Source organism: Rhodococcus sp. 105337 (genome assembly GCF_012844225.1).
Lineage (GTDB): Bacteria > Actinomycetota > Actinomycetes > Mycobacteriales > Mycobacteriaceae > Rhodococcus.
This window is the reverse complement of record NZ_JABAGQ010000014.1, coordinates 92,302-112,928: the sequence shown is the minus strand read 5'-3', so window position 1 is coordinate 112,928 and position 20,627 is coordinate 92,302. Positions and strand designations below refer to the sequence as shown.

21 protein-coding genes, 1 tRNA gene and 1 pseudogene are annotated in these 20,627 nt (G+C 67.9%); 19 read left to right on the top strand and 4 right to left on the bottom strand.

Annotation, left to right across the window (positions count from 1 at the left end; all coding sequences use genetic code 11):
* Positions 1–2: 2 nt before the first annotated feature.
* From steA to HF886_RS18950, 12 genes and pseudogenes are all read left to right on the top strand, one after another.
* Positions 3–1,187 carry a putative cytokinetic ring protein SteA gene (gene steA / locus HF886_RS19005; RefSeq protein WP_169622360.1) on the top strand — a complete coding sequence of 395 codons (1,185 nt, stop codon included), beginning with the start codon at positions 3–5 and terminating at the stop codon, positions 1,185–1,187.
* Positions 1,184–2,137 (top strand): copper transporter, encoded by a 954-nt coding sequence (locus HF886_RS19000; RefSeq protein WP_169653176.1) that lies wholly within the window; start codon positions 1,184–1,186, stop codon positions 2,135–2,137. The genes steA and HF886_RS19000 overlap by 4 nt, the downstream gene beginning before the upstream one ends.
* Positions 2,138–2,330: 193 nt before the next feature.
* A complete protein-coding gene (locus tag HF886_RS18995; protein WP_169622358.1) occupies positions 2,331–4,076 on the top strand; it encodes a CTP synthase in 1,746 nt (581 codons plus the stop codon).
* A 4-nt stretch (positions 4,077–4,080) separates the two neighbouring features.
* A complete protein-coding gene (locus tag HF886_RS18990; protein WP_169653175.1) occupies positions 4,081–4,710 on the top strand; it encodes an NUDIX hydrolase in 630 nt (209 codons plus the stop codon).
* 13 nt (positions 4,711–4,723) lie between these two features.
* Positions 4,724–5,641, top strand: a complete 918-nt coding sequence (gene xerD / locus HF886_RS18985; RefSeq protein WP_169653174.1) for a site-specific tyrosine recombinase XerD — start codon at positions 4,724–4,726, stop codon at positions 5,639–5,641.
* Between the two features lie 110 nt (positions 5,642–5,751).
* Positions 5,752–6,744, top strand: coding sequence for a ParA family protein (locus HF886_RS18980; protein ID WP_346765414.1), 993 nt, complete (start codon positions 5,752–5,754; stop codon positions 6,742–6,744).
* Between the two features lie 117 nt (positions 6,745–6,861).
* On the top strand, positions 6,862–7,686 hold the full coding sequence (locus HF886_RS18975) for a segregation/condensation protein A (RefSeq protein ID WP_169653183.1): 825 nt from the start codon (positions 6,862–6,864) through the stop codon (positions 7,684–7,686).
* A 68-nt stretch (positions 7,687–7,754) separates the two neighbouring features.
* On the top strand, positions 7,755–8,387 hold the full coding sequence (gene scpB, locus HF886_RS18970; protein WP_240955227.1) for an SMC-Scp complex subunit ScpB: 633 nt from the start codon (positions 7,755–7,757) through the stop codon (positions 8,385–8,387).
* A gap of 766 nt (positions 8,388–9,153) precedes the next feature.
* Positions 9,154–10,014 (top strand): annotated as a pseudogene (locus HF886_RS21185) (pseudouridine synthase); the annotation flags it as partial.
* Positions 10,015–10,058: 44 nt separating this feature from the next.
* Entirely contained in the window at positions 10,059–10,721 is a 663-nt protein-coding gene (gene cmk, locus HF886_RS18960) for a (d)CMP kinase (protein ID WP_169622385.1), read from the top strand.
* Entirely contained in the window at positions 10,718–12,139 is a 1,422-nt protein-coding gene (gene der / locus HF886_RS18955) for a ribosome biogenesis GTPase Der (RefSeq protein ID WP_169622354.1), read from the top strand. Before cmk ends, der begins: the two co-directional genes overlap by 4 nt.
* Positions 12,140–12,246: 107 nt before the next feature.
* Positions 12,247–12,320 (top strand) — tRNA-Pro (locus tag HF886_RS18950).
* A gap of 148 nt (positions 12,321–12,468) precedes the next feature.
* On the opposite strand, the gene HF886_RS18945 is transcribed toward HF886_RS18950, so the two are convergent.
* Positions 12,469–13,014, bottom strand: coding sequence for a TetR family transcriptional regulator (locus tag HF886_RS18945; RefSeq protein WP_169622353.1), 546 nt, complete (start codon positions 13,012–13,014; stop codon positions 12,469–12,471).
* Positions 13,015–13,117: 103 nt separating this feature from the next.
* On the opposite strand from HF886_RS18945, the gene HF886_RS18940 reads away from it, so the two are divergent.
* Positions 13,118–14,035, top strand: a complete 918-nt coding sequence (locus HF886_RS18940) for an alpha/beta hydrolase (RefSeq protein ID WP_169653172.1) — start codon at positions 13,118–13,120, stop codon at positions 14,033–14,035.
* A 47-nt stretch (positions 14,036–14,082) separates the two neighbouring features.
* Here the strand turns inward: HF886_RS18940 and HF886_RS18935 are convergent, their stop codons facing one another.
* Positions 14,083–15,045, bottom strand: coding sequence for an AraC family transcriptional regulator (locus HF886_RS18935; RefSeq protein WP_169622351.1), 963 nt, complete (start codon positions 15,043–15,045; stop codon positions 14,083–14,085).
* Positions 15,046–15,195: 150 nt separating this feature from the next.
* Between HF886_RS18935 and HF886_RS18930 the strand changes: the two genes are divergently transcribed.
* Both HF886_RS18930 and HF886_RS18925 read left to right on the top strand, forming a co-directional pair.
* Complete coding sequence (locus HF886_RS18930; protein WP_169622350.1) at positions 15,196–15,843, top strand: NAD(P)H-binding protein; 648 nt, start codon at positions 15,196–15,198, stop codon at positions 15,841–15,843.
* 108 nt (positions 15,844–15,951) lie between these two features.
* On the top strand, positions 15,952–16,368 hold the full coding sequence (locus tag HF886_RS18925) for a VOC family protein (protein WP_169622349.1): 417 nt from the start codon (positions 15,952–15,954) through the stop codon (positions 16,366–16,368).
* A gap of 8 nt (positions 16,369–16,376) precedes the next feature.
* Here the strand turns inward: HF886_RS18925 and HF886_RS18920 are convergent, their stop codons facing one another.
* On the bottom strand, positions 16,377–16,772 hold the full coding sequence (locus HF886_RS18920) for an MmcQ/YjbR family DNA-binding protein (protein ID WP_169622348.1): 396 nt from the start codon (positions 16,770–16,772) through the stop codon (positions 16,377–16,379).
* A 96-nt stretch (positions 16,773–16,868) separates the two neighbouring features.
* Positions 16,869–17,891, bottom strand: coding sequence for a phosphotransferase family protein (locus HF886_RS18915; protein WP_169653171.1), 1,023 nt, complete (start codon positions 17,889–17,891; stop codon positions 16,869–16,871).
* Positions 17,892–18,083: 192 nt separating this feature from the next.
* Between HF886_RS18915 and HF886_RS18910 the strand changes: the two genes are divergently transcribed.
* The 4 genes from HF886_RS18910 to HF886_RS18895 all read left to right on the top strand — a co-directional run bounded on the left by HF886_RS18910 (position 18,084) and on the right by HF886_RS18895 (position 20,625).
* A complete protein-coding gene (locus HF886_RS18910) occupies positions 18,084–18,701 on the top strand; it encodes a CoA pyrophosphatase (RefSeq protein ID WP_169653170.1) in 618 nt (205 codons plus the stop codon).
* A 93-nt stretch (positions 18,702–18,794) separates the two neighbouring features.
* Positions 18,795–19,406, top strand: coding sequence for a CDP-alcohol phosphatidyltransferase family protein (locus HF886_RS18905; protein WP_169622345.1), 612 nt, complete (start codon positions 18,795–18,797; stop codon positions 19,404–19,406).
* Entirely contained in the window at positions 19,403–20,269 is an 867-nt protein-coding gene (locus HF886_RS18900) for a DUF881 domain-containing protein (RefSeq protein ID WP_169622344.1), read from the top strand. Before HF886_RS18905 ends, HF886_RS18900 begins: the two co-directional genes overlap by 4 nt.
* Positions 20,266–20,625 carry a small basic family protein gene (locus HF886_RS18895; RefSeq protein WP_072698117.1) on the top strand — a complete coding sequence of 120 codons (360 nt, stop codon included), beginning with the start codon at positions 20,266–20,268 and terminating at the stop codon, positions 20,623–20,625. The genes HF886_RS18900 and HF886_RS18895 overlap by 4 nt, the downstream gene beginning before the upstream one ends.
* Positions 20,626–20,627 lie beyond the last annotated feature (2 nt).

Genomic DNA, 20,627 nt, shown 5'->3' with positions numbered 1-20,627 from the left:
CCATGAAGATGCCGGCGCTGCTGTCACGTACCAACGAAACGTTGCCCGGAGTCAGCGGTATCGCGAGGGTCGATACGAACTCCGCGAAGCTGTTGCGTCGGGTCGGTCCCGGCGACGTGGTGGTCCTCGACGCGCTCGACCTCGATCGTGTCACCGCCGACGCTCTCGTCGAAGCAGGCGTGTCGGCCGTAGTCAATGCATCGGCCTCGATTTCGGGCCGGTACCCGAATCTGGGGCCCGAGGTGATCGTCGCCAACGGCATCCTCCTCGTCGACAACACCGGCGCCGAGACATTCAAGAAGATCAAGGACGGCGCCAAAGTCCGGCTCTACGAGGGTGGCGTATACGCCGGCGAGCGACTGCTGGTGCAGGGCGACGAACAGACCGAGGCCGAGATCTCCGATCGGATGATCGAAGCCAAGACGGGTCTCGTCGACCATCTCGAAGCGTTTTCCGGCAACACCATCGAGTTCATCAGGTCAGAAAGCCCGCTGCTCATCGACGGCGTCGGCATCCCGGAGATCGACCTCGACCTGCGCGACCGGCACGTCGTGGTGGTGTCCGATGGGCCCGGCCACGTCCAGGACCTCAAGGACCTCAAGCCCTTCATCAAGGAATATTCGCCGATTCTCGTCGGCGTCGGACCGGGTGCGGACGCGCTCACCAAAGCCGGATACCGGCCTGATCTGATCGTCGGTGATCCGGACGGGATCGGCACGGCGACCCTCAAATCCGGTGCCGAAGTCGTGCTGCCCGCCGACCCGGACGGCCATGCTCCCGGACTCGAACGCATTCAGGACCTCGGTATCGGCGCGATGACCTTCCCGGCGGCCGGAACGCCCACCGACCTCGCGCTGCTGCTCGTCGACCATCACGGCGCCGCGCTCGTGGTCACCGTGGGCAGCACCGTCTCGCTCGACGAGTTCTTCGACCAGGGACGCCGCGACACCAACCCGTCGGCGGTCATGACGCGCCTCAAGGTCGGACCGAAACTCGTCGACGCCAAAGCTGTCGCCACCCTGTACCGCAGCCGCGTCTCCGGCGGCATCATCGCCTTGTTGATCTTCGCGGCGCTGATCGCGATCATCGCGGCCCTGGTCGTCTCCAATCTCGGGGGCGATGTCGTCGCCCTGGCCCAGGAATGGTGGGACAGCGCCGTCGACTGGGTCCGGGGCCTGCGCGCGTGATCTCGCTGCGTCACCACGCCGTCTCGCTGGTGGCCGTGTTCCTGGCCCTGGCGCTCGGCATCGTGCTCGGATCGGGACTGCTGTCGGGCAGCGTGGTCTCCGGCCTGCGCGACGACAAGTCCGAGATGCGGCGCGAACTGCAGGAGGCCGAGGACCGTGCCGCCCGGCTCGACGGACAACTCGTCGCCGCCGACGGATTCGACGCCACCGTCGCGCCGCGCGTGGTGCGCGATGTCCTCACCGACCGCACCGTCCTCGTCGTCACCACCCCGAACGCCGATCCCGCCGACGTCGACGCACTCGTACGCACGGTGGGGGACGCCGGAGGCAGGGTCACCGGCCGGCTCGCGCTCACCGAGTCCTTCGTCGGCGCGTCCGGAGCCGACCAACTTCGCACCACCGTCACCAACGTCATCCCCGCCGGGGTGGAGCTGCAGACCGGCGCCATCGATCCGGGCAGCCTCGCCGGGGACCTTCTCGGCGCAGTGCTGCTGGTCGACCCGGCCACCGGTGAGGCTCGCGGCACACCGGAGGAACGCGCACTGGCCCTGACCACTCTGCGCAGCGGCGGCTTCATCGGCTACGACGACGGAGAGGCCGAACCGGCGCAGACGGCGCTCGTCGTCACCGGAGAACCCCCTACCGGGAGCGATACCGCCGGCGGAAACCGCGGGGCGCTCGTGGCCCGCTTCGCCGCCGCTGTCGACGCGCGCGGAGCCGGCGCCGTCCTCGCCGGTCGGCCGGGCGCTGCAGCCGGAAACGGCCCCGTCGCCGTGGTGCGTGCCGACGCGGCACTGTCCTCAGGGCTGTCCACCGTCGACAATCTCGATCGGGAAGCCGGCCGGATCACCACAATTCTCGCGGTCCGGGAACAGCTCGACGGAGGCGCCGGACGCTACGGCACCGGTCCCGGAGCGAGCGGCGTCACCGTCGGTTCCGCGGCGCGCTGAGCGCACCCGTCCGCCCCGGTGCGCGTGCTCCAACCGCCCGGGAAATGTGACGTCCACAGCACCGGAGGGCGATACAGGCGAGTCGAGTACGCCCCGGACGCAGAAGGTGTTACCGTGAAGTTCCGTGGGTCGGCAGGCCCCAGCTGCATCACATCAGTCCAAAAGCCCTGCACCTGACGTCACGGGAGCTCTTTTGCCACAGTCACGCCATTCGCGTACCGCTACCAAGCACATCTTCGTCAGCGGGGGCGTCGCGTCCTCGCTCGGCAAAGGTCTCACCGCGTCGAGCCTCGGAGCGCTGCTCACCGCCCGCGGGATGCGGGTCACGATGCAGAAACTGGACCCGTACCTCAACGTCGATCCCGGCACCATGAATCCGTTCCAGCACGGTGAGGTCTTCGTCACCGAGGACGGCGCCGAGACCGACCTCGACGTCGGCCACTACGAACGTTTTCTCGATCGCGATCTCAGCGCCGATGCGAATGTCACCACCGGCCAGGTGTATTCGACGGTCATCGCGAAGGAACGCCGCGGAGAGTATCTCGGCGACACCGTGCAGGTGATCCCGCACATCACCGACGAGATCAAACGGCGCATCCTCGCGATGGCCGCACCCGACAACGAGGGCCAGATCCCCGACGTCGTGATCACCGAAATCGGTGGCACGGTCGGTGACATCGAATCCCAGCCGTTCCTCGAGGCCGCACGCCAGGTCCGTCACGAGGTCGGCCGCGACAACTGCTTCTTCCTCCACGTGTCGCTGGTGCCGTACCTCGGCCCGTCCGGCGAACTGAAGACCAAGCCGACCCAGCACTCGGTCGCGGCGTTGCGCAACATCGGCATCCAGCCCGACGCTCTCGTCCTGCGGTGCGACCGCGACGTGCCGGCCACGCTCAAGGCCAAGATCTCCTTGATGTGCGACGTCGACCTCGCCGGGTGCATCTCGTGCCCCGACGCCCCGAGCATCTACGACATCCCGAAGGTGCTCCACAGCGAGGGCCTCGACGCCTACGTCGTGCGTCAGCTCGGCCTGCCGTTCCGCGACGTCGACTGGACGGTGTGGGGTGACCTGCTCGAGCGGGTGCACAACCCTCGCGAGACCGTCGAGGTCGCACTGGTCGGCAAGTACATCGACCTGCCCGACGCCTACCTGTCGGTGACCGAAGCGCTGCGCGCCGGTGGATTCGCGCACCGCGCCAAGGTGAAGATCCGCTGGGTCGCCTCCGACGAATGCGAAACCGAAGCCGGCGCCGAAAAGCACCTCGGTGACGTCGACGCCGTGCTGATCCCCGGCGGATTCGGTATCCGCGGCATCGAAGGCAAGCTCGGCGCGATCCGCTTCGCCCGTATCCGCAAGATCCCGCTGCTCGGCCTGTGCCTCGGCCTGCAGGGCGTCGTCATCGAAGCCGCCCGGTCCGTGGGAATCACCGATGCCTCCTCCACCGAGTTCGATCCCGACACCACAGCACCGGTGATCTCGACGATGGCCGACCAGGAACAGGCCGTCGCCGGCGAAGCCGATCTCGGTGGCACGATGCGGCTCGGCGCCTACCCGGCCACGCTGAAGAAGGGCTCGGTCGTCGCCAAGGCGTACGGCTCCGAGCACGTCTCCGAACGGCACCGTCACCGGTTCGAGGTCAACAACGCCTACCGCGACGAGATCGCGAAGTCGGGACTGGTGTTCTCGGGCACCTCGCCCGACGGCCGCCTGGTGGAGTTCGTCGAGTACCCCGCGAGCACCCACCCCTACTTCGTGGCGACCCAGGCGCATCCCGAACTGAAGAGCCGCCCGACCCGCCCGCACCCGCTCTTCGCCGGGCTGATCGCCGCGGCACTGCAGTACAAGGCCGCCGAACGGCTGCCCGTCGACGTCCACGGCGGTGACCCGGCCGCCGCCGAGCCGGTCACGTCCGCGTCCGGCTCCGGCGACGCCGAGTAGATCGATGGCGCAGCGACACGAATTCAGCACCCGGTCCAGCAGACGGATCTACACCGGCGCCATCGTGTCGCTGCGCGTCGACGAGGTGGTCATGCCCGGCGGGCAGACCGCCGAACGGGAAGTCGTCGAGCACCACGGCGCCGTGGCCGTGGTGGCCGTCGACGCCCACGACCGGGTTGTGCTCGTCCATCAATACCGCCATCCGCTCGGCCGGCGGCTGTGGGAGCTACCCGCCGGCCTGCTCGACGCCCCCGGTGAGGACCCCCTCGATACGGCACGCCGCGAACTCGCCGAAGAGACCGGACTTGCCGCCGCCGAATGGGAAGTCCTCGTCGACATCGCGCTGTCGCCCGGATTCACCGACGAGGCGGTCCGTGTCTTCGCCGCACGCGGTCTCACCTCGGTCGACCGCCCCGACCCTGTCCACGAAGAGGCGGACCTCGAGGTGGAATTCGTCCCTCTCGACGAGGCCGTCGCGATGGCGTTGCGCGGAGAGATCGTCAATGCCACGGCGGTCTCGGGCATCCTGGCGTTCGCCGCCACTCGCGCCACCGGGGGAGCGTTCCTCCGCGCCCCGGACGCGGCATGGCCGGACCGGCCGACCGCGTTCGCCCGCACTCGCGCCGAACAGTGAGAACCTAGAGGGCGTGCTCGCACGACACCTCGACGCCTATCTCGATCACCTCACCGTCGAACGCGGTGCTGCCCGCAACACGATCACGGCCTACCGGCGGGACCTGACCCGATACCTCGACTACCTCGCGGAGCGCGGGGTCGGTGAGCTCGACGATGTCGAGGAACAGCACATCGCCGATTTCGGGGTCGCGCTCCGCCGCGGCGACCCCGAAGCCAGCCGTCCTGCGCTCGCTGCCGGTTCGGTAGCCCGCGCACTGATCGCGGTTCGCGGCCTCCACCGGTTCGCCGCCGCGGAAGGCCACACCCCGGTGGACGTCGCGCGGTCCGTCACCCCACCGAGCCAGGGCAGGCGACTGCCGAAGTCGCTCACCGTCGACCAGGTCACCGCGCTCCTCGACGCCGTCGGAGGGGAAGCGGACGGCGCGCGCGGCCTGCGTGACCGTGCGCTGCTCGAAGTGCTGTACTCCACCGGAGCGCGGATCTCCGAAGCCGTAGGGCTCGACATCGACGACATCGACACCGAGTCGCGTGCCGTGCTGCTGCGAGGCAAGGGAGGAAAACAGCGCCTCGTTCCCGTCGGGCGACCCGCACTCGCCGCGCTCGACGCCTATCTCGTACGGGGCAGACCCGCCCTCGCCGGCGGACACACGCCCGCGCTGTTCCTCAACGCGCGCGGCGGCCGGCTCTCCCGGCAGAGCGCCTGGACGGTGTTGCGAGCCGCCGCGGACCGAGCCGGAATCGACTCGAATGTCTCCCCTCACACCCTGCGCCACTCCTTCGCGACGCATCTCCTCGACGGCGGCGCCGACGTACGGGTGGTACAGGAGTTACTGGGGCATGCTTCTGTGACGACCACTCAGATATACACGCTGGTCACAGTGGGTGCGCTGCGCGAGGTGTGGGCCGGCGCGCATCCGCGCGCGAGATGAGTTACACCGCGTAGCGGCGCGTGTCCGTGCGGTAATCGGGGGCACGAGGCGGTAGCGTTCGTGTAACGGAACGGCCGCCGGACCATGGCTCCGGTGACAGACAGACTCCGGTGAGACAGAGACCGGGTCGCCAGACAGGGGGAGTACCGAACGTGGGCACACCTCAGCCACCCGCCACGGAAACTACACAGACCCGGACACCCGCGTGGGCGCTCGCGGCCACCGGATCGCGGGACGCGGAGTCCGCGCCGCCGGTCGCCGATGTCGAACTCGGACCTACGGGACGGCCGCGCCGGTCGATACCCGAACCTTCCCCGCTCTCGTCCCACGGTCCCGCGAAGATCATCGCGATGTGCAACCAGAAGGGCGGGGTCGGCAAGACCACCTCGACCATCAACCTCGGCGCATCACTCGCCGAGTGCGGCCGCCGCGTGCTCCTCGTCGATCTCGACCCCCAAGGTGCGCTGTCGGCCGGTCTCGGTGTCGCCCACCACGACCTCGACATGACGGTGCACAACGTTCTCGTCGACCCGCGGGTCACCGCCGACGACGTCCTCGTTCACACACGTGTCGAGGACCTCGATCTTCTGCCCAGCAACATCGACCTGTCGGCCGCCGAGATCCAACTCGTCTCCGAAGTCGGACGCGAACAGGCACTCGGACGCGCTCTCTACCCTCTGCTCGACCGCTACGACTACATACTCGTCGATTGCCAGCCCTCGCTCGGGCTTCTCACCGTCAACGCGCTGGCCTGCGCCGACTCGGTGCTCATCCCGATGGAATGCGAATTCTTCAGTCTCCGCGGGCTCGCGCTGCTCAACGACACGGTCGCCAAGGTCCGGGACCGGCTCAACCCGAAACTGACGGTGGCGGGGATTCTCGTGACCATGTACGACTCGCGCACCCTGCACGGCCGCGAAGTGATGTCGCGCGTCGTCGAGGTGTTCGGGGATCTGGTCTACGACGCCGTCATCAACCGCACCGTGAAATTCCCCGAGACCAGCGTCGCGGGCGAACCGATCACGCGGTGGGCTCCAACCTCCGCCGGCGCGGAGGCCTATCGGGGCCTGGCGCGAGAAGTGATCCACCGGACCGGCCGCTGATCCGTGTACACCGCCACCCCGGACACGGCTCCTCCGAAAGCCACTCGTCCGGACACCGTCGACCGGAATCTCACGCCGGGCGCCCCGGAAATCCCGTCTGCCCCGGACACAGCAGCGATCGCAGAGACCTCGGCGCCGGTTGCCGCGGAGCCGGACAGGCCAGCCGGTTTCCACCTGAGCCTCCGCAACTTCGAAGGCCCCTTCGATCTGCTGCTCAGCCTGATCTCCCAACGCCGCCTCGACGTGACCGAAGTAGCGCTCCATGAGGTCACCGACGAATTCATCTCCTACACCCGCCGGCTCGGTCCCGAGATGGGTCTCGATCAGACCACGGAGTTTCTCGTCGTCGCGGCGACCCTGCTCGATCTCAAAGCGGCGCGGCTGCTTCCGTCCGGCGACGTCGACGATCCCGAAGACCTCGCCCTCCTCGAAGCCCGCGACCTGCTGTTCGCGCGGCTCCTTCAGTACCGGGCCTACAAACTCGTCGCCGAGCAGTTCGCCGCTCTCGAAAGCGCTGCCCTGCGCCGCTACCCGCGCGCGGTCTCCCTCGAAGAATGCTTCGAGAACCTGGTGCCCGACGTCGTCCTCGGCGTCGACGCCCAGCGCTTCGCGGAGATCGCGGCTGCCGCGTTCCGCCCCAAGCCGGTTCCCACGGTCGGTCTCGACCACCTGCACGTGCCGACCGTGTCGGTGCCCGAGCAAGCGGCCCTGATTCTCGCTGTCCTGGAACAACGCGGCGCCGGGGTCTGGGTAGGGTTCGACGAACTGATTTCCGAGTGCGAGCACGGACTGCAGATCGTCGCCCGGTTCCTTGCGCTGCTCGAGCTCTACCGGGAACGCGCCGTCACGTTCGAGCAACCCGACCCCTTAGGACCGTTGCAAGTGGCGTGGACCGGGGAGAACGACGACGCCGTCATCGACTTCGAGGAGGACTACGGATGAGCCAGGACCACGTCGCGGATGCCGCCGGTACCGCCGACGAGCGGGCCTGGGACGCGGAACTGCTCGAGATGGCCGACGACGAACTCGTCGCCGCGCTCGAAGCGTTGCTGCTCGTGGTCGACACCCCGGCACCCACCGAACAACTCGCCGCCGCCATCGGAGTCACCACCGAACGTGCGGAGACCGCACTGCGCGGCCTCGCGCACAGTCTCACCGCGCGGGGCTCCGGCATCGACCTGCGGATCGCGGGGGACGGCTGGCGCTTCTACACACGCCGCGACTTCGCACCGTACGTCGAGAAACTGCTGCAGGGCGGCGCACGCACGAAGCTCACCCGCGCGGCCCTGGAAACGCTGGCCGTCGTCGCATACCGGCAGCCGGTGACCCGTAGCCGGGTCAGTGCGGTGCGCGGCGTCAATGTCGACGGCGTGATGCGCACCCTGCTCGCCCGGGATCTCATCGCCGAGGCGGGGACGGATCGCGAGACCGGCGGCACGCTCTACGTCACGACGGATCTGTTCCTGGAACGGCTCGGGCTGGCGTCGCTGCAGGATCTCCCGCCCGTCGGACCCCTGCTTCCGGACGTCGATGTGATCGATGACATCTCTGAGAGTCTCGAGTCGGACCCACGATTTGAGAGAATGGGAAAGAACGCGCGTCCCGAGACACTCTCGCCCGCGGAGTTCGATCCAGAGAATTGACAGGAATCAAGTGAATACACCCGCTCGCCGTGATGGCACACCGGACCGCAATCGTAGTAACCCCCGCGCCGCGAAGGCTCAGAATCCTCGCGCTCAGCGCTCCGACAATCGGACGGACGCTCGTCCCGATCGTCGCACCGACTCCCGCCCCGACCGCCGTACCGAAGGTCGCTCGGATTTCCGGACGGATCGTCGTACGGAGGGGCGTCCTGATCGCCGTACTGAGGGTCGTTCGGATTTCCGTTCGGATCGTCGTACGGAAGGCCGTCCCGATCGTCGTACCGAAGGTCGTTCGGATCACCGGACCGATCGTCGTACGGAGGGTCGTTCGGATTTCCGTTCGGATCGTCGTACCGAGGGTCGTTCGGATTTCCGGACGGATCGTCGTACGGAAGGCCGTCCCGATCGTCGTACCGAAGGTCGCTCGGACCATCGGACCGATCGTCGTACCGAAGGTCGGTCGGACCATCGGACCGATCGTCGTACCGAAGGTCGTCCCGAGTACCGGACGGATCGTCGTACGGAGGGCCGTCCCGATCGCCGTACCGAGGGCCGTTCGGACCACCGGACCGACCGTCGTACCGAAGGCCGTCCCGAACACCGGAACGACGCCCGTCCCGATCGTCGTACGGACTCTCGTCCCGATCGGGCTGAGGGACGTACGGACTCTCGTCCCGATCGCCGCACCGACGCTCGTCCGGATCGACGGGCAGAAACCTCGACGCCGGACGCCGGGAAGAAGCCCCACCGCAAGGGCGCCACGCTGAACAAGCGCGGCCGTCCGGCCGCGCCGAAACCGGCGGCCAAGCGGCCCGTGCCCAACCCGACGATCAGCAACGCGAAGCCCGCGCGGCACCAGCACAGCGATGCCGGCCCCACCCAGCTTCCCGCAGGTGAGGGCGTGCGCCTGCAGAAGGTGCTCGCTCAGGCCGGTGTCGCCTCACGCCGGGCCGCCGAAGAACTCATCGATGCCGGTCGCGTCGAGGTCGACGGCAAGATCGTGGTCGAACAGGGCCTTCGCGTCGACCCGGAGAACACGGTCATCCGTGTGGACGGAACGCGCGTGGTCGTGAAGAAGGACCTCGTGCATCTCGTGCTCAACAAGCCGCGCGGATGGCAGTCCACGATGTCCGACGATCTCGGCCGCCCCTGCGTCGGCGACATCGTCTCCGAACGCATCGCCGCCGGCCAGCGGCTCTTCCACGTGGGCCGGCTCGACGCGGACACCGAAGGTCTGCTGCTGCTCACCAATGACGGTGAGCTCGCCCACCGGCTCATGCACCCGTCGTTCGAGGTCACCAAGACGTACCTGGCGACCGTCAAGGGCGAGTTGCCGCGCGGCGTCGGCAAGAAGCTCAAGGAAGGCATCGAGCTGGACGACGGCCCCGCCTCGGTGGACCAGTTCGCACTGCTCGAAGTCTTCAACGGCCAGTCCCGCGTGCGTCTCGAATTGCACGAGGGCCGCAAGCACATCGTCCGCCGCCTGCTCGACGCGGTGGGTCACCCGGTGATCCGCCTGGTGCGCACCAACATCGGTGCGGTCGCGCTCGGCGACCAGCGGCCGGGCACTCTCCGTGTGCTCGGACGGAAGGAAGTCGGCGGACTGTACGAGGCGGTCGGCCTGTGACCGGCTCCGCCCCGCTCGCCGGGGAGGGCCCGCTGATCGTTGCGATGGACGGCCCCTCCGGGACCGGAAAATCCACCGTGTCCAAGCGCCTGGCAAAGCACCTGAAGGCGGCATACCTCGACACCGGGGCCATGTACCGGATCGCGACCCTGCACGCGCTGCGTCGCGGCACCGATCTGACGGACCCGGCCGCCATCGCGGCGGTCACCGCAGGTCTGCCCTGGTCCATCGGCACCGATCCGGCAGTCGAGGACATCCGCCTCGACGGTGAGGACGTCCGCGAGGTCATCCGCAGCGGGGAGGTCACCGCTGCGGTGTCCGCAGTCTCCGCAGTGCCCGAGGTGCGCACGCTCCTCGTCGAGGCACAGCGGCGACTCGGACGCGCCGCGGGCCGTGTCGTCGTCGAGGGACGTGACATCGGGACCGTCGTGTTTCCCGACTCGGACGTGAAGATCTATCTCACCGCCTCTCCGGAGGCCCGCGCCCACCGGCGCAACAACCAGAACATCGCCCAGGGACGCGGCGACGACTACGAGGCTGTGCTCGCGGCGGTACAACGCCGCGACCACCTCGACTCCACCCGCGCGGTCTCACCGCTGCGCGCGGCGGACGACGCGGTCGTCGTGGACACCAGCGATATGAACATCGACGAGGTGGTTGCCGCGCTGGTCGCGGTGGTCACCGAGCAGACGGGAGCGACGCTGTGAGCGACGACGTCACCACAGAATTCGCCGGAGACGGCACATGGTCGGAAGAAACCGACTGGGATATCGACCTCACCGACGGTGACGCCTTCGAAGAGTTCGTGCCGGTTCCGACCGTCGCGGTCGTCGGCCGACCCAACGTCGGCAAATCGACTCTGGTCAACCGCATCATCGGTCGCCGCGAGGCGGTCGTCGAGGATGTGCCCGGAGTCACCCGCGACCGCGTCTCGTACGAGGCGACGTGGGCAGGGCGCCGATTCATGGTGCAGGACACCGGCGGCTGGGAGCCCGACGCCAAGGGCATGATGCAGTCCGTGGCGCAGCAGGCCGAGGTCGCCATGCGTACCGCCGACGCGATTCTCGTCGTCGTCGACGCGACGGTCGGTGCGACCAACGTCGACGAGGCTGTCGCGAAGGTGCTGCGGCGCTCGAAGACCCCGGTGCTGCTCGTCGCGAACAAGGTCGACGACGACCGCGTCGAAGCCGAAGCCGCCGCCCTGTGGTCGCTCGGGCTCGGTCAGCCCTATTCGGTGTCCGCCACCCACGGACGCGGCACGGGCGACCTGCTCGACGACCTGCTCGAGAAACTGCCCGCGACGCCGCGTGAAGGCACCGGCGGGGGAGGACCTCGCCGCGTCGCACTGGTCGGTAAGCCGAACGTCGGCAAGTCGAGCCTGCTCAACAAGCTCGCCGGCGACGAGCGTTCGGTGGTGCACGACGTAGCGGGCACCACCGTCGACCCCGTCGACTCGCTCGTCGAGCTCGGCGGCAAGCCGTGGCGGTTCGTGGACACGGCGGGCCTGCGCAAGCGTGTCACGCATGCGTCGGGCGCCGAGTTCTACGCGTCGCTGCGGACGCGCGCGGCGATCGAGGCCGCGGAGGTCGCGGTGTTGCTGATCGACGCGTCCCAGCCCATCACCGAGCAGGATCAGCGTGTCATCACGATGGTCGTGGAATCGGGCCGGGCGCTCGTGATCGCGTTCAACAAGTGGGATCTCGTCGACGAGGACCGTCGCTACGAACTCGGTCGCGAGATCGAACGCGACCTGTCGCGGGTGCCGTGGGCAGCGCGCGTCAACATCTCCGCCAAGACGGGCCGCTCGGTGCAGCGTCTCGTCCCGGCCATGGAGACGGCGCTCGAGTCGTGGGACAAGCGCATCTCCACCGGACGCCTCAACAATTGGCTCAAGGAGATCGTGGCCGCGACGCCTCCGCCGATGCGCGGTGGCCGGTTGCCGCGGGTGATGTTCGCGACGCAGGCCGCGACGCGCCCGCCGACCTTCGTGTTGTTCACCACCGGATTCCTCGAGGCCGGCTACCGCCGGTTCATCGAACGGAAGCTGCGTGAGGAGTTCAACTTCGACGGCAGCCCGGTTCGCGTCTCGGTTCGCGTCCGGGAGAAGCGTGACCGTCGCAAGTGAGCGGTCCGCGCCCATGACCCCGTGACGGTCACAGTGCTCTGACCAGGCGATTAGCTTTTCCCGCCGTCCCTGTTGTAATCTCAACGAGCGTTCGAGAGAGCGCGGGACGGGCTGTGGCGCAGCTTGGTAGCGCACTTGACTGGGGGTCAAGTGGTCGCAGGTTCAAATCCTGTCAGCCCGACCGAGGAACAGCATGTCAGAGGCGGTTTCGGAGAAATCCGAGACCGCCTCTACTGCGTTCGAGCCCTGATTCAGCGCGGATCGCTGCCGAGTGGCGCATAGTCCTCGAACGGGTCTCGTGGAGCTCCGAGAGCCCATTTCCGGCGCAACTACGTCAGTGTCCAGCGCGAAGCCAGAGCATCGCAGATGGTGCGTTGCTGAGATTCGTTCTGATGGTGCGCGAGGAGTCCTTCGATGGTGAAAATTCCGATCATCACTTCGGCGTCCACGGTGGGGGCGGCGACTCCGGCCTTCTCGAGCTCGTAGCGGAACAGACTTCCGGTGATCGCATGGAAATTCTGATGCCATTCGGCGACGGCCGGAGAGTGCTCGACGCGGGCGTGCACCGTCGTCACCAGGTGACTCATGTCCGTGAGTTGTCCGACCACCCAAAGCAACCGGGCGGCAATGGGTTCGGCGGCGACGTCCTGGTAGCGCGGCCACACGTCGGCCATGACCGCTGTGAGAACTGCGATCAAGACGTCGTCCTTGTTTCCGAAGTACCAGTAGATAGTGTTCGGGGCCACCTCGGCTTCCTTGGCGAGTCGGCTCATCGACGTGGCGTCGTAGCCATCCTCGACGAACAGCCGCCGGGCGGCCGCCACGATTTCTGCGCGCTTCTCGTCGGCGGGTTGCGGGCGCTTGTTGCGTGCCATGGCGTGGTTCCCCTCGGGCGGTCCAGGTGCCATTCCTTGATGCCGTTCACGGCGCTGCTACTTTGTGTTGAATGTCATTCAAGATACTCGCCGGGGGGACACCGTGACTCACCCATACAGCTACGTCCGACACGACGTGACATTCCTGTCCGATGGGACCCCCTGCGCCGCATGGCTGTATCGGCCCGATGGCGTCGAGAATCCGCCCGTCGTCGTGCTGGCGCACGGCTTCGCCGCGTTCCGCGAACTGCGACTGGACGCCTACGCTGCACGGTTCGCCCAAGCCGGATACGCCGCGCTGGTGTTCGACTATCGCCACTGGGGGGCCAGCGGAGGACAACCCCGCCGCATCCTCGACATCGGTCGGCAGCACGCCGACTGGCGTGCCGCCATCGCCTACGCCCGCAGCCTGCCCAACGTCGACACGACGCGCATCGTCGGGTGGGGATCCTCATTCGGCGGTGGACACGTCTTGGACCTGGCCGCCCAGGATCACGCGCTTGCTGCCGCGATCGTGCAGGTGCCCCACGTGACCGGCCCAGCCTCGGCGTTCGCGCAAGCCCCCACACTCCTCGCCCGCCTTGTCGTGGCGGCCGTGCGCGATCAGGTAGGGGCGTGGCTGGGCCGCCCGCCCCATCGGGTCAAGTCCATCGGCATACCCGGCGACCTCGCGATGATGACCTCCCCCGGTGCCTACGCCCTGGTCGAGCGAATGGCCGGTGACCAGTTCGAGAAACTACTGGCCGAGAATGATGTGGCCGCTCGTATCGCGCTCCGAGTCCCGTTCTACTCACCGGGGAGGAAGGCAGCCGACATCACTGCTCCGACGCTGGTTCAGCTCGCCACGAAGGACGACGTCACCCCGTATGCGAAGGCTCGGAAGATCGCGGGGCGCATCCCGCGGGGTGAAGTGCGGTCCTATGACTGCACGCACTTCGAACCCTATCTGGACCCGCACTTCGAGCAGATCGTGACCGATCAGATCGCTTTCCTGGATCGCCATGTCAGAGGCGCTCGGTGACGACACCGTCGACAACGGCCTTGCCCTTCCCTCGAACCGGAGGGGCTTCACGCTGACGGAGTCCCGCGCCGCCGTACCGCTCCCGGGGTTGTCCCCGTCGCCCGCTTGAACGCACGCGCGAATGCAGCCTCGGATTCGTATCCCGATCGCGCGGCGAGTTCGGACACCGTCGCGCCCCTGTGCAACGCCACGGCCGCTGTTTCCATCCGCCACCGGGCGACGTACCGCATGGGCGGCTCCCCGACGAGTTCGGTGAACCGCGCTGCGAACGCAGATCGTGACATCGATGCCTCGCGAGCCAGCCCGGCGACACTCCACGGTCCCTCCGGACTGTGGTGTACCGCTGCGAGCGCGCGGCCCACCTGCGGGTCCTGCAGCGCCCCGACCCACCCGTCCCGTGCTGCGGGGTCGGATTCGACCCAGCTTCGGATCGCGAGGATTACGAGGATGTCGGCGAACCGGGTCAGCACTGCCTCGCCACCGGGCCGCACCCGGCGCGCTTCGTCCGCCATCAGCGCAAGTATCTGCGACGCGGTTCCCCGCGCCGAGTCGATCCGCAGGACCGGTGGCAGTAAGGACACCAGTCTCCGAGCGGTCGGATGGTCGAATTCGACGATGCCGCATACGAGCACGGTGGGGTCACCGCCCCCACCGTGCCGCAGAACCGAATAGTGATCGCCGATCATCTGCTGTGGCAGCGTGTCGACGCGACCGGTGCGGCGCGCGTCCGGCTCGCTGCGGATCAGGTGGCCCGTCCCGTGGGGCACCACCGCGAATTCGCCGGGAAGCATGCGCGCCGACGGTGAGCCGGGGACATCGAGCCATGCTTCGCCCGAGACGACCAGATGGAAGCTCGAACTGTCGGCGAACGCCGGCATCTCCAGACCCCACGGCGCACTCAGCTCGGAGCGGCAGTAGAACCCCCCGCGCATCCGCAGCAGGTGCAGTGCTTCGCCGAGGGGATCCACCGGCGTCCACGGATATGTGGCGGCACCGGTCGCGTTCGTCATAGGGCCACAATCCCGCCCTTGCGACCCGTTCGTCCAGTCGCACCGGACGAACGGGCATGAAACCCGGGCTCCGGGGCATGGAGTGTCCTGAATCGGCTCCATAGCCTGGATTTTGAACACAGAACTATGGACGCGAACGAGGAGGACAACATGAAAGTACTGGTGGTCGGTGCAACAGGAGGTTCCGGGAAGGCGGCGGTGACTGCGCTGCTCCGCCGCGGTCACGACGTGACCGTGTTCGTCCGGAACGACGCGGCACTGGGAGATCTCGCCGGTCGATCGACGGTCGTCACCGGGGACGCCACCCGCCCGGAGGACGTCGATGTCGCGGTGCGCGGTCAGGACGCGGTGGTGGTCACACTCGGGATCAGTGAAAACCCCGTCCGTGTGCGGATGCGCGGACCGGCAGGGACGGCTCTCGATGTGCGCTCACGCGGCACGCGCAACATCGTGGCCGCGATGGGACGCCACGACGTTCGGCGCCTCGTCGTGCAGACCTCGTACGGCGTGGGGGACACCCGCGGGAAGCTGCCCCGGCGATATGCGCTGATGTTCCGGGCGCTGCTCGGTCCGCAGATCGCGGACACCGAGAAGCAGGACGCTCTCGTGCGGGGCAGTGACGTCCTCTGGACACTCGTGCAACCGGTCAATCTCACGGACGAGGAATCCGGTACGGCGACGACGTCCGACACGGGGGAGGTCGCCGGTTGGCACGTGGCCCGCGGTGCGGTCGGTGAGGTCCTCGCCGACGCCGTCGAGCGGCCGGACTACGCCGGAAAGACGATTGCGGTGTCGTGAGTGTGGGAAGACGGTCACGATGAGAAAGTGCCACGCCGCGGGTCTGTCACGGCGTGGCACTGCCACACCGCGACCGAGCATTTCCCGACACAGAAGGAGTTGGTGACCGTGCCCACCACACTGAATCCGTATCTCGGCTTCCGCGACACCGCGCGTCACGCGATGGAGTTCTACCGAGACGTGTTCGGAGGTGAACTGACGATCTCCACGTTCGGAGAGATGCAGGCGAGCGAGGACCCTGCCGAAAAAGACAAGGTCATGCACTCGATGCTCACCACCGCCGAAGGCTTCGTGCTCATGGGTTCCGATACCCCGGCGGCGATGGAGTACATCCCGGGGACGAACCACTCGGTCTCGCTCAGCGGCGACGACGAGGCCGAACTCCGCGGCTACTGGGACGGTTTGATCGAAGGCGGCCGAATCGACGTGCCGCTCGAGCGGGCGCCGTGGGGAGATTCCTTCGGGATGTGCACCGATCGATTCGGCGTCAACTGGATGGTCAACATCTCCGGAGCCTCCGCGTAGGAGACCGGCTACTTCGGACGGGCGTCGAGCTCGTGGACCAGGCGCGCGGGGGCGGTGACGCGGAAGGACATATCCAGCAGCTCGGCAACCTCGCCCCAGTCCACGGTGGCGCTCTCGAGGTCGAACCCGATCCAACCCGACGGACCCATGTAGGCGGGGTGGTAGGTGCGCGCGTCCTGAAGCAGCGCTTCCCGTTCGGAGGCGTCCGGCTTGAGGATGAGCGAGCGCGGGTAGCTTCGTCCGGTCTCTTTCACGGTTCCGCCGTACACCGCGAACGCCGTCTTCGTGTGGAAGAACGGACGGCCATGTGAGATCTTCTCCCCGGCGCCGGGAAACGCCAATGCCAGCTCGCGCACCCGCGCGAGCAGCGGATCGTTCTCGTCGAACATGATCGGGTGCGACATGCGGGCAGCGTACCGCCGACTTCGCGGGGGCAGCAGCGTTCCGCGGCAGGTCGAACGCTCGTCGTGTGGCCGGCGCCGGGGGACAATTGTGTCCGTTCAGCGGAGCACGGCGATCCCCTCGCGAAGAAGTGGGGTGACTCCGTCGCCGATCTTGTCGAAGCCTTCACCGACCGTCTTGCCCTGCCGGTAGCGGAAGTAGATCCCCTCGAGGATCACCGCGAGTTTGTAGTACGCCAACGCCAGGTGGAACGCCATGTCGGACACGTCGCGTCCGCCGGCCGCGTCGTAGCGGGCGAGCAGTTCGTCGTCGCTCAGGAAGCCCGGCGCCTGCGAGACCGTGGAGACGGGGAACCCGGCGTCGAGCCGAGCGAGACGCTGGTAGACGAGTAGCAGCGCCACGTCGGTCAGTGGGTCGCCGAGCGTTGCCATCTCCCAGTCGAGGACCGCGGCGACCTCGTCGTGGTCGTCGACGAGGAGATTGTCGAGCCGGAAATCCCCGTGCACGATGCCTGCGGCACCGTCGCGGGGGAGTCGTGCGACGAGCAGCCGATGCAGTTCGTCGGCTTCGGGCAGGTCCCGGCTGCGGGAGTTCTCGAGCTGGGTGGTCCAGCGTCGCACCTGCCGGCCGAGGAATCCTTCCGGCCGGCCGAAATCTCCCAGTCCGACCGCGTCCGGGTCGACTGCGTGCAGGGCTGCGAGGGTGTCGATCATGCGTTCCGAGATCGACCGTGCCCGTTCGGGTCCGAGGGGGAGGAGTTGTTCGACGGTGCGGTAGGGCGTCCCCTCCACGAGGTCCATCAGATAGAAGGGCGCGCCGATCACGTCGTGGTCCTCGCACAGGTGGTGCGTCCGGGGGACAGGCACTGCCGTTCCCGCGAGGGCGGTCAGCACGCGGTGTTCGCGCGCCATATCGTGTGCTGTCGCGAGGACGTGACCGAGTGGGGGGCGGCGCAGGACGAGCCGGTGGGATCCGTCCGTCAGCTCGTAGGTGAGATTGGAACGTCCACCGCTGATGAGCCGGGCGGAGAGGGGACCGTCGAACTGCCCGAATCCCACGGTGCTCAGGTGGGCGGCGAGCTTGTCGAGGTCGAGACCTGCGGGTGCGGCTGTGTCCGTCATCCGGATCCTTTCTGTTTCGACACACTATGGCGTGCAGCGGATCTCGGTGTGGGCGAAACGACCCGTCGATCCTGGACGAAATCCGGACTCTACGGAAACGATTGATTTCCCGAATCGCGAGCTACTGGACACCCCGCCTTGCCCCGACACGCTGTGCCGCGGCTGGTTCGACCCACCAACTACTGTCGTCGCATGAGCGCCCCACACCCCCTCGACCGCGACCATCTCACCGCGGCACTCGCCGCGTTCGAGTCACGCCGGTTGCCGCTCGAGGGCAGGCGCCATGCCGCGGTGGTCGTCGCCGTCCTCGACGACCGCACCGGGGAGCCCGTGATGCCGCTGACCAAACGACCCGCACGACTCCGCGCGCACCCGGGTCAGTTCGCCCTCCCGGGCGGGCGTCTCGACGACGGCGAGACCCCCGAGGACGCCGCGCTTCGCGAACTGCACGAAGAACTCGGCCTCGCCCTCGAGCCCGACGCGATCCTCGGCCGCCTCGACGACTACGTCACCCGATCGGGATATGTCATGTCGCCGTTCGTGGTCTGGTCCGGCGCCGCCATGGCCGACCTCGTCCCGAGCCCGGACGAGGTGGACATCCTCTACGCGGTCACCGCATCCGAACTCGACGTCGCGCCGCGCTTCGTCGCGATCCCCGAGTCCGACAAGCCCGTGATCCAATGGCCCTTCCGCGGACATCTCATCCACGCCCCCACGGCAGCGGTGGTGTACCAGTTCCGGGAAGTGGCACTGCACGGCCGGCACACCCGCATCGAAGGACTCGAGCAGCCAGTCTTCGCCTGGCGCTGACGCCCCGGACGGAGACCCGGGACGAATGTGGAAGGCTGTGAGAGACCGACGGTGAAGCCGAGAAAACTGCGAAGAACAAGGGATGACGCGACGATGACCGATGCGACCACGGGCGCCGGTACGGGCAGCGCCGACCGCATCCTCACCGTTCCCAACGCCCTCAGCTTTCTCCGGCTGCTCGGGGTCCCGCTGTTCCTGTATCTGGTGCTCGTCGTCCACGCCGACGCCTGGGCGCTGATCCTGCTCATCGTCAGCAGCCTGACCGACTGGGCGGACGGCAAGCTCGCCCGGTTGCTCGACCAGACCTCACGCCTCGGCGCGTTCCTGGATCCGATGGTCGATCGCCTCTACGTCGTGACCACGCTCGTCGCACTCGTCGCCCGCGACATCATGCCGTGGTGGATCGCCGCCATCCTCATCGGGCGTGAAGTCGTCCTCGCGCCCACCCTCGCCGTCTACCGACGCAGGGGACTGCCTCCGCCGGAAGTGCTCTACCTCGGTAAAGGCGCCACCTTCCTGCTGATGTTCGCGTTACCGCTCCTACTCGCAACGGTGGCGGTACCCGCATCGGAACCGATCACGGGCCCGCTCGGCTGGGCCGCGCTGATCTGGGGCACCGTGCTCTATGTGTGGACCGCAGTCCTGTATCTCGCTCAGGCCGTCACCATCGCGCGGACGGTCCCGGTGACGGGCCGGCCCGGATGAGCCGCAAGTGGGAACGCGTGCGCCGCAACCCGGTGCCGTCGCTTCTCAAATCTCTCCTCGAGGACCATCTCGACCCCGGTTACGCCGCGGCTGCCGCCGACCGGCGCGCCGGACGACGACCGACCTCGCCCGCCACCGCCCGGGTATGGCTCGTCGTGGGAGTCGTGCTCGCCGGCCTCGTACTGGGAACCGCGTACGCCCAGAACAACGCGGGAGAAGCGGGGACCGACCAGGCGCGCGCCGAGATCCTTGCGTCTCTGCGCGCGAGCGACGAGAGGAACGCCGCGCTCGTCGCGCGTCGCGACGAACTGACCCGGACGATCCAGGACCGCCGCGATGCTCTCTTCGCCGACGACACCGAAGGCGGCACCGTGCTCGACCAACTGCGCGCGGCCGAGGATGCGGCCGCGGCGCTGCCGGTCCGGGGTCCGGGACTGACGGTCACCCTCACCGATCCCGCGGCCCGCCCGAACCTGTCCGACTCGTCCCAGCAGACAGAAGGCCGCCCGACCGCCGCGGTCTTCGACCGGGATCTGCAGGCAGTGGTCAACGCACTGTGGGCCGCGGGTGCCGAGGCCGTGTCGGTCGGCGGGGTTCGTGTGGGTCCGGGCGTGACCGTCCGTCAGGCCGGGGGAGCGATGCTCGTGGACAACCAGCCGGTCTTCTCTCCGTACGAAGTCTCGGCGGTGGGGTCTCCGGGCCGGCTGCAGACCTCGTTCGTCGTGAGCGATGCCTACCTGAGGATTGCGGGGATCGCGCAACTCTACGGGGTAGGTTTCACCCTTGCCGACGAGGACGAACTCGAACTCCCGGCCGCGCCGGCGCGAAAAATCGGATCAGCAGGGGAAGTGGGGAATCGGTGAATCGGGTCAATCATGCTCAGGCGCTGTATGCGGCGCTGGCGCTCGCGATCGGGATCGCAGCCGGCATCGTGTTCAGCCCCCAGGTTCCCGACATCGTGCAGCCGTACCTGCCCATCGCGGTGGTTGCCGCCCTCGACACGGTGTTCGGCGGTCTCCGCGCGTACCTCGATGACATCTTCGACGCGAAGGTGTTCGTGGTGTCGTTCGTGTTCAACGTCCTCGTCGCCGCACTCATCGTGTGGCTCGGCGATCAGCTCGGCGTCGGCACGCAGCTCTCCACCGCGGTCATCGTGGTTCTGGGTATCCGGATCTTCGGCAACGCCTCGGCGCTGCGCCGCAGATTGTTCGGTGCGTGACC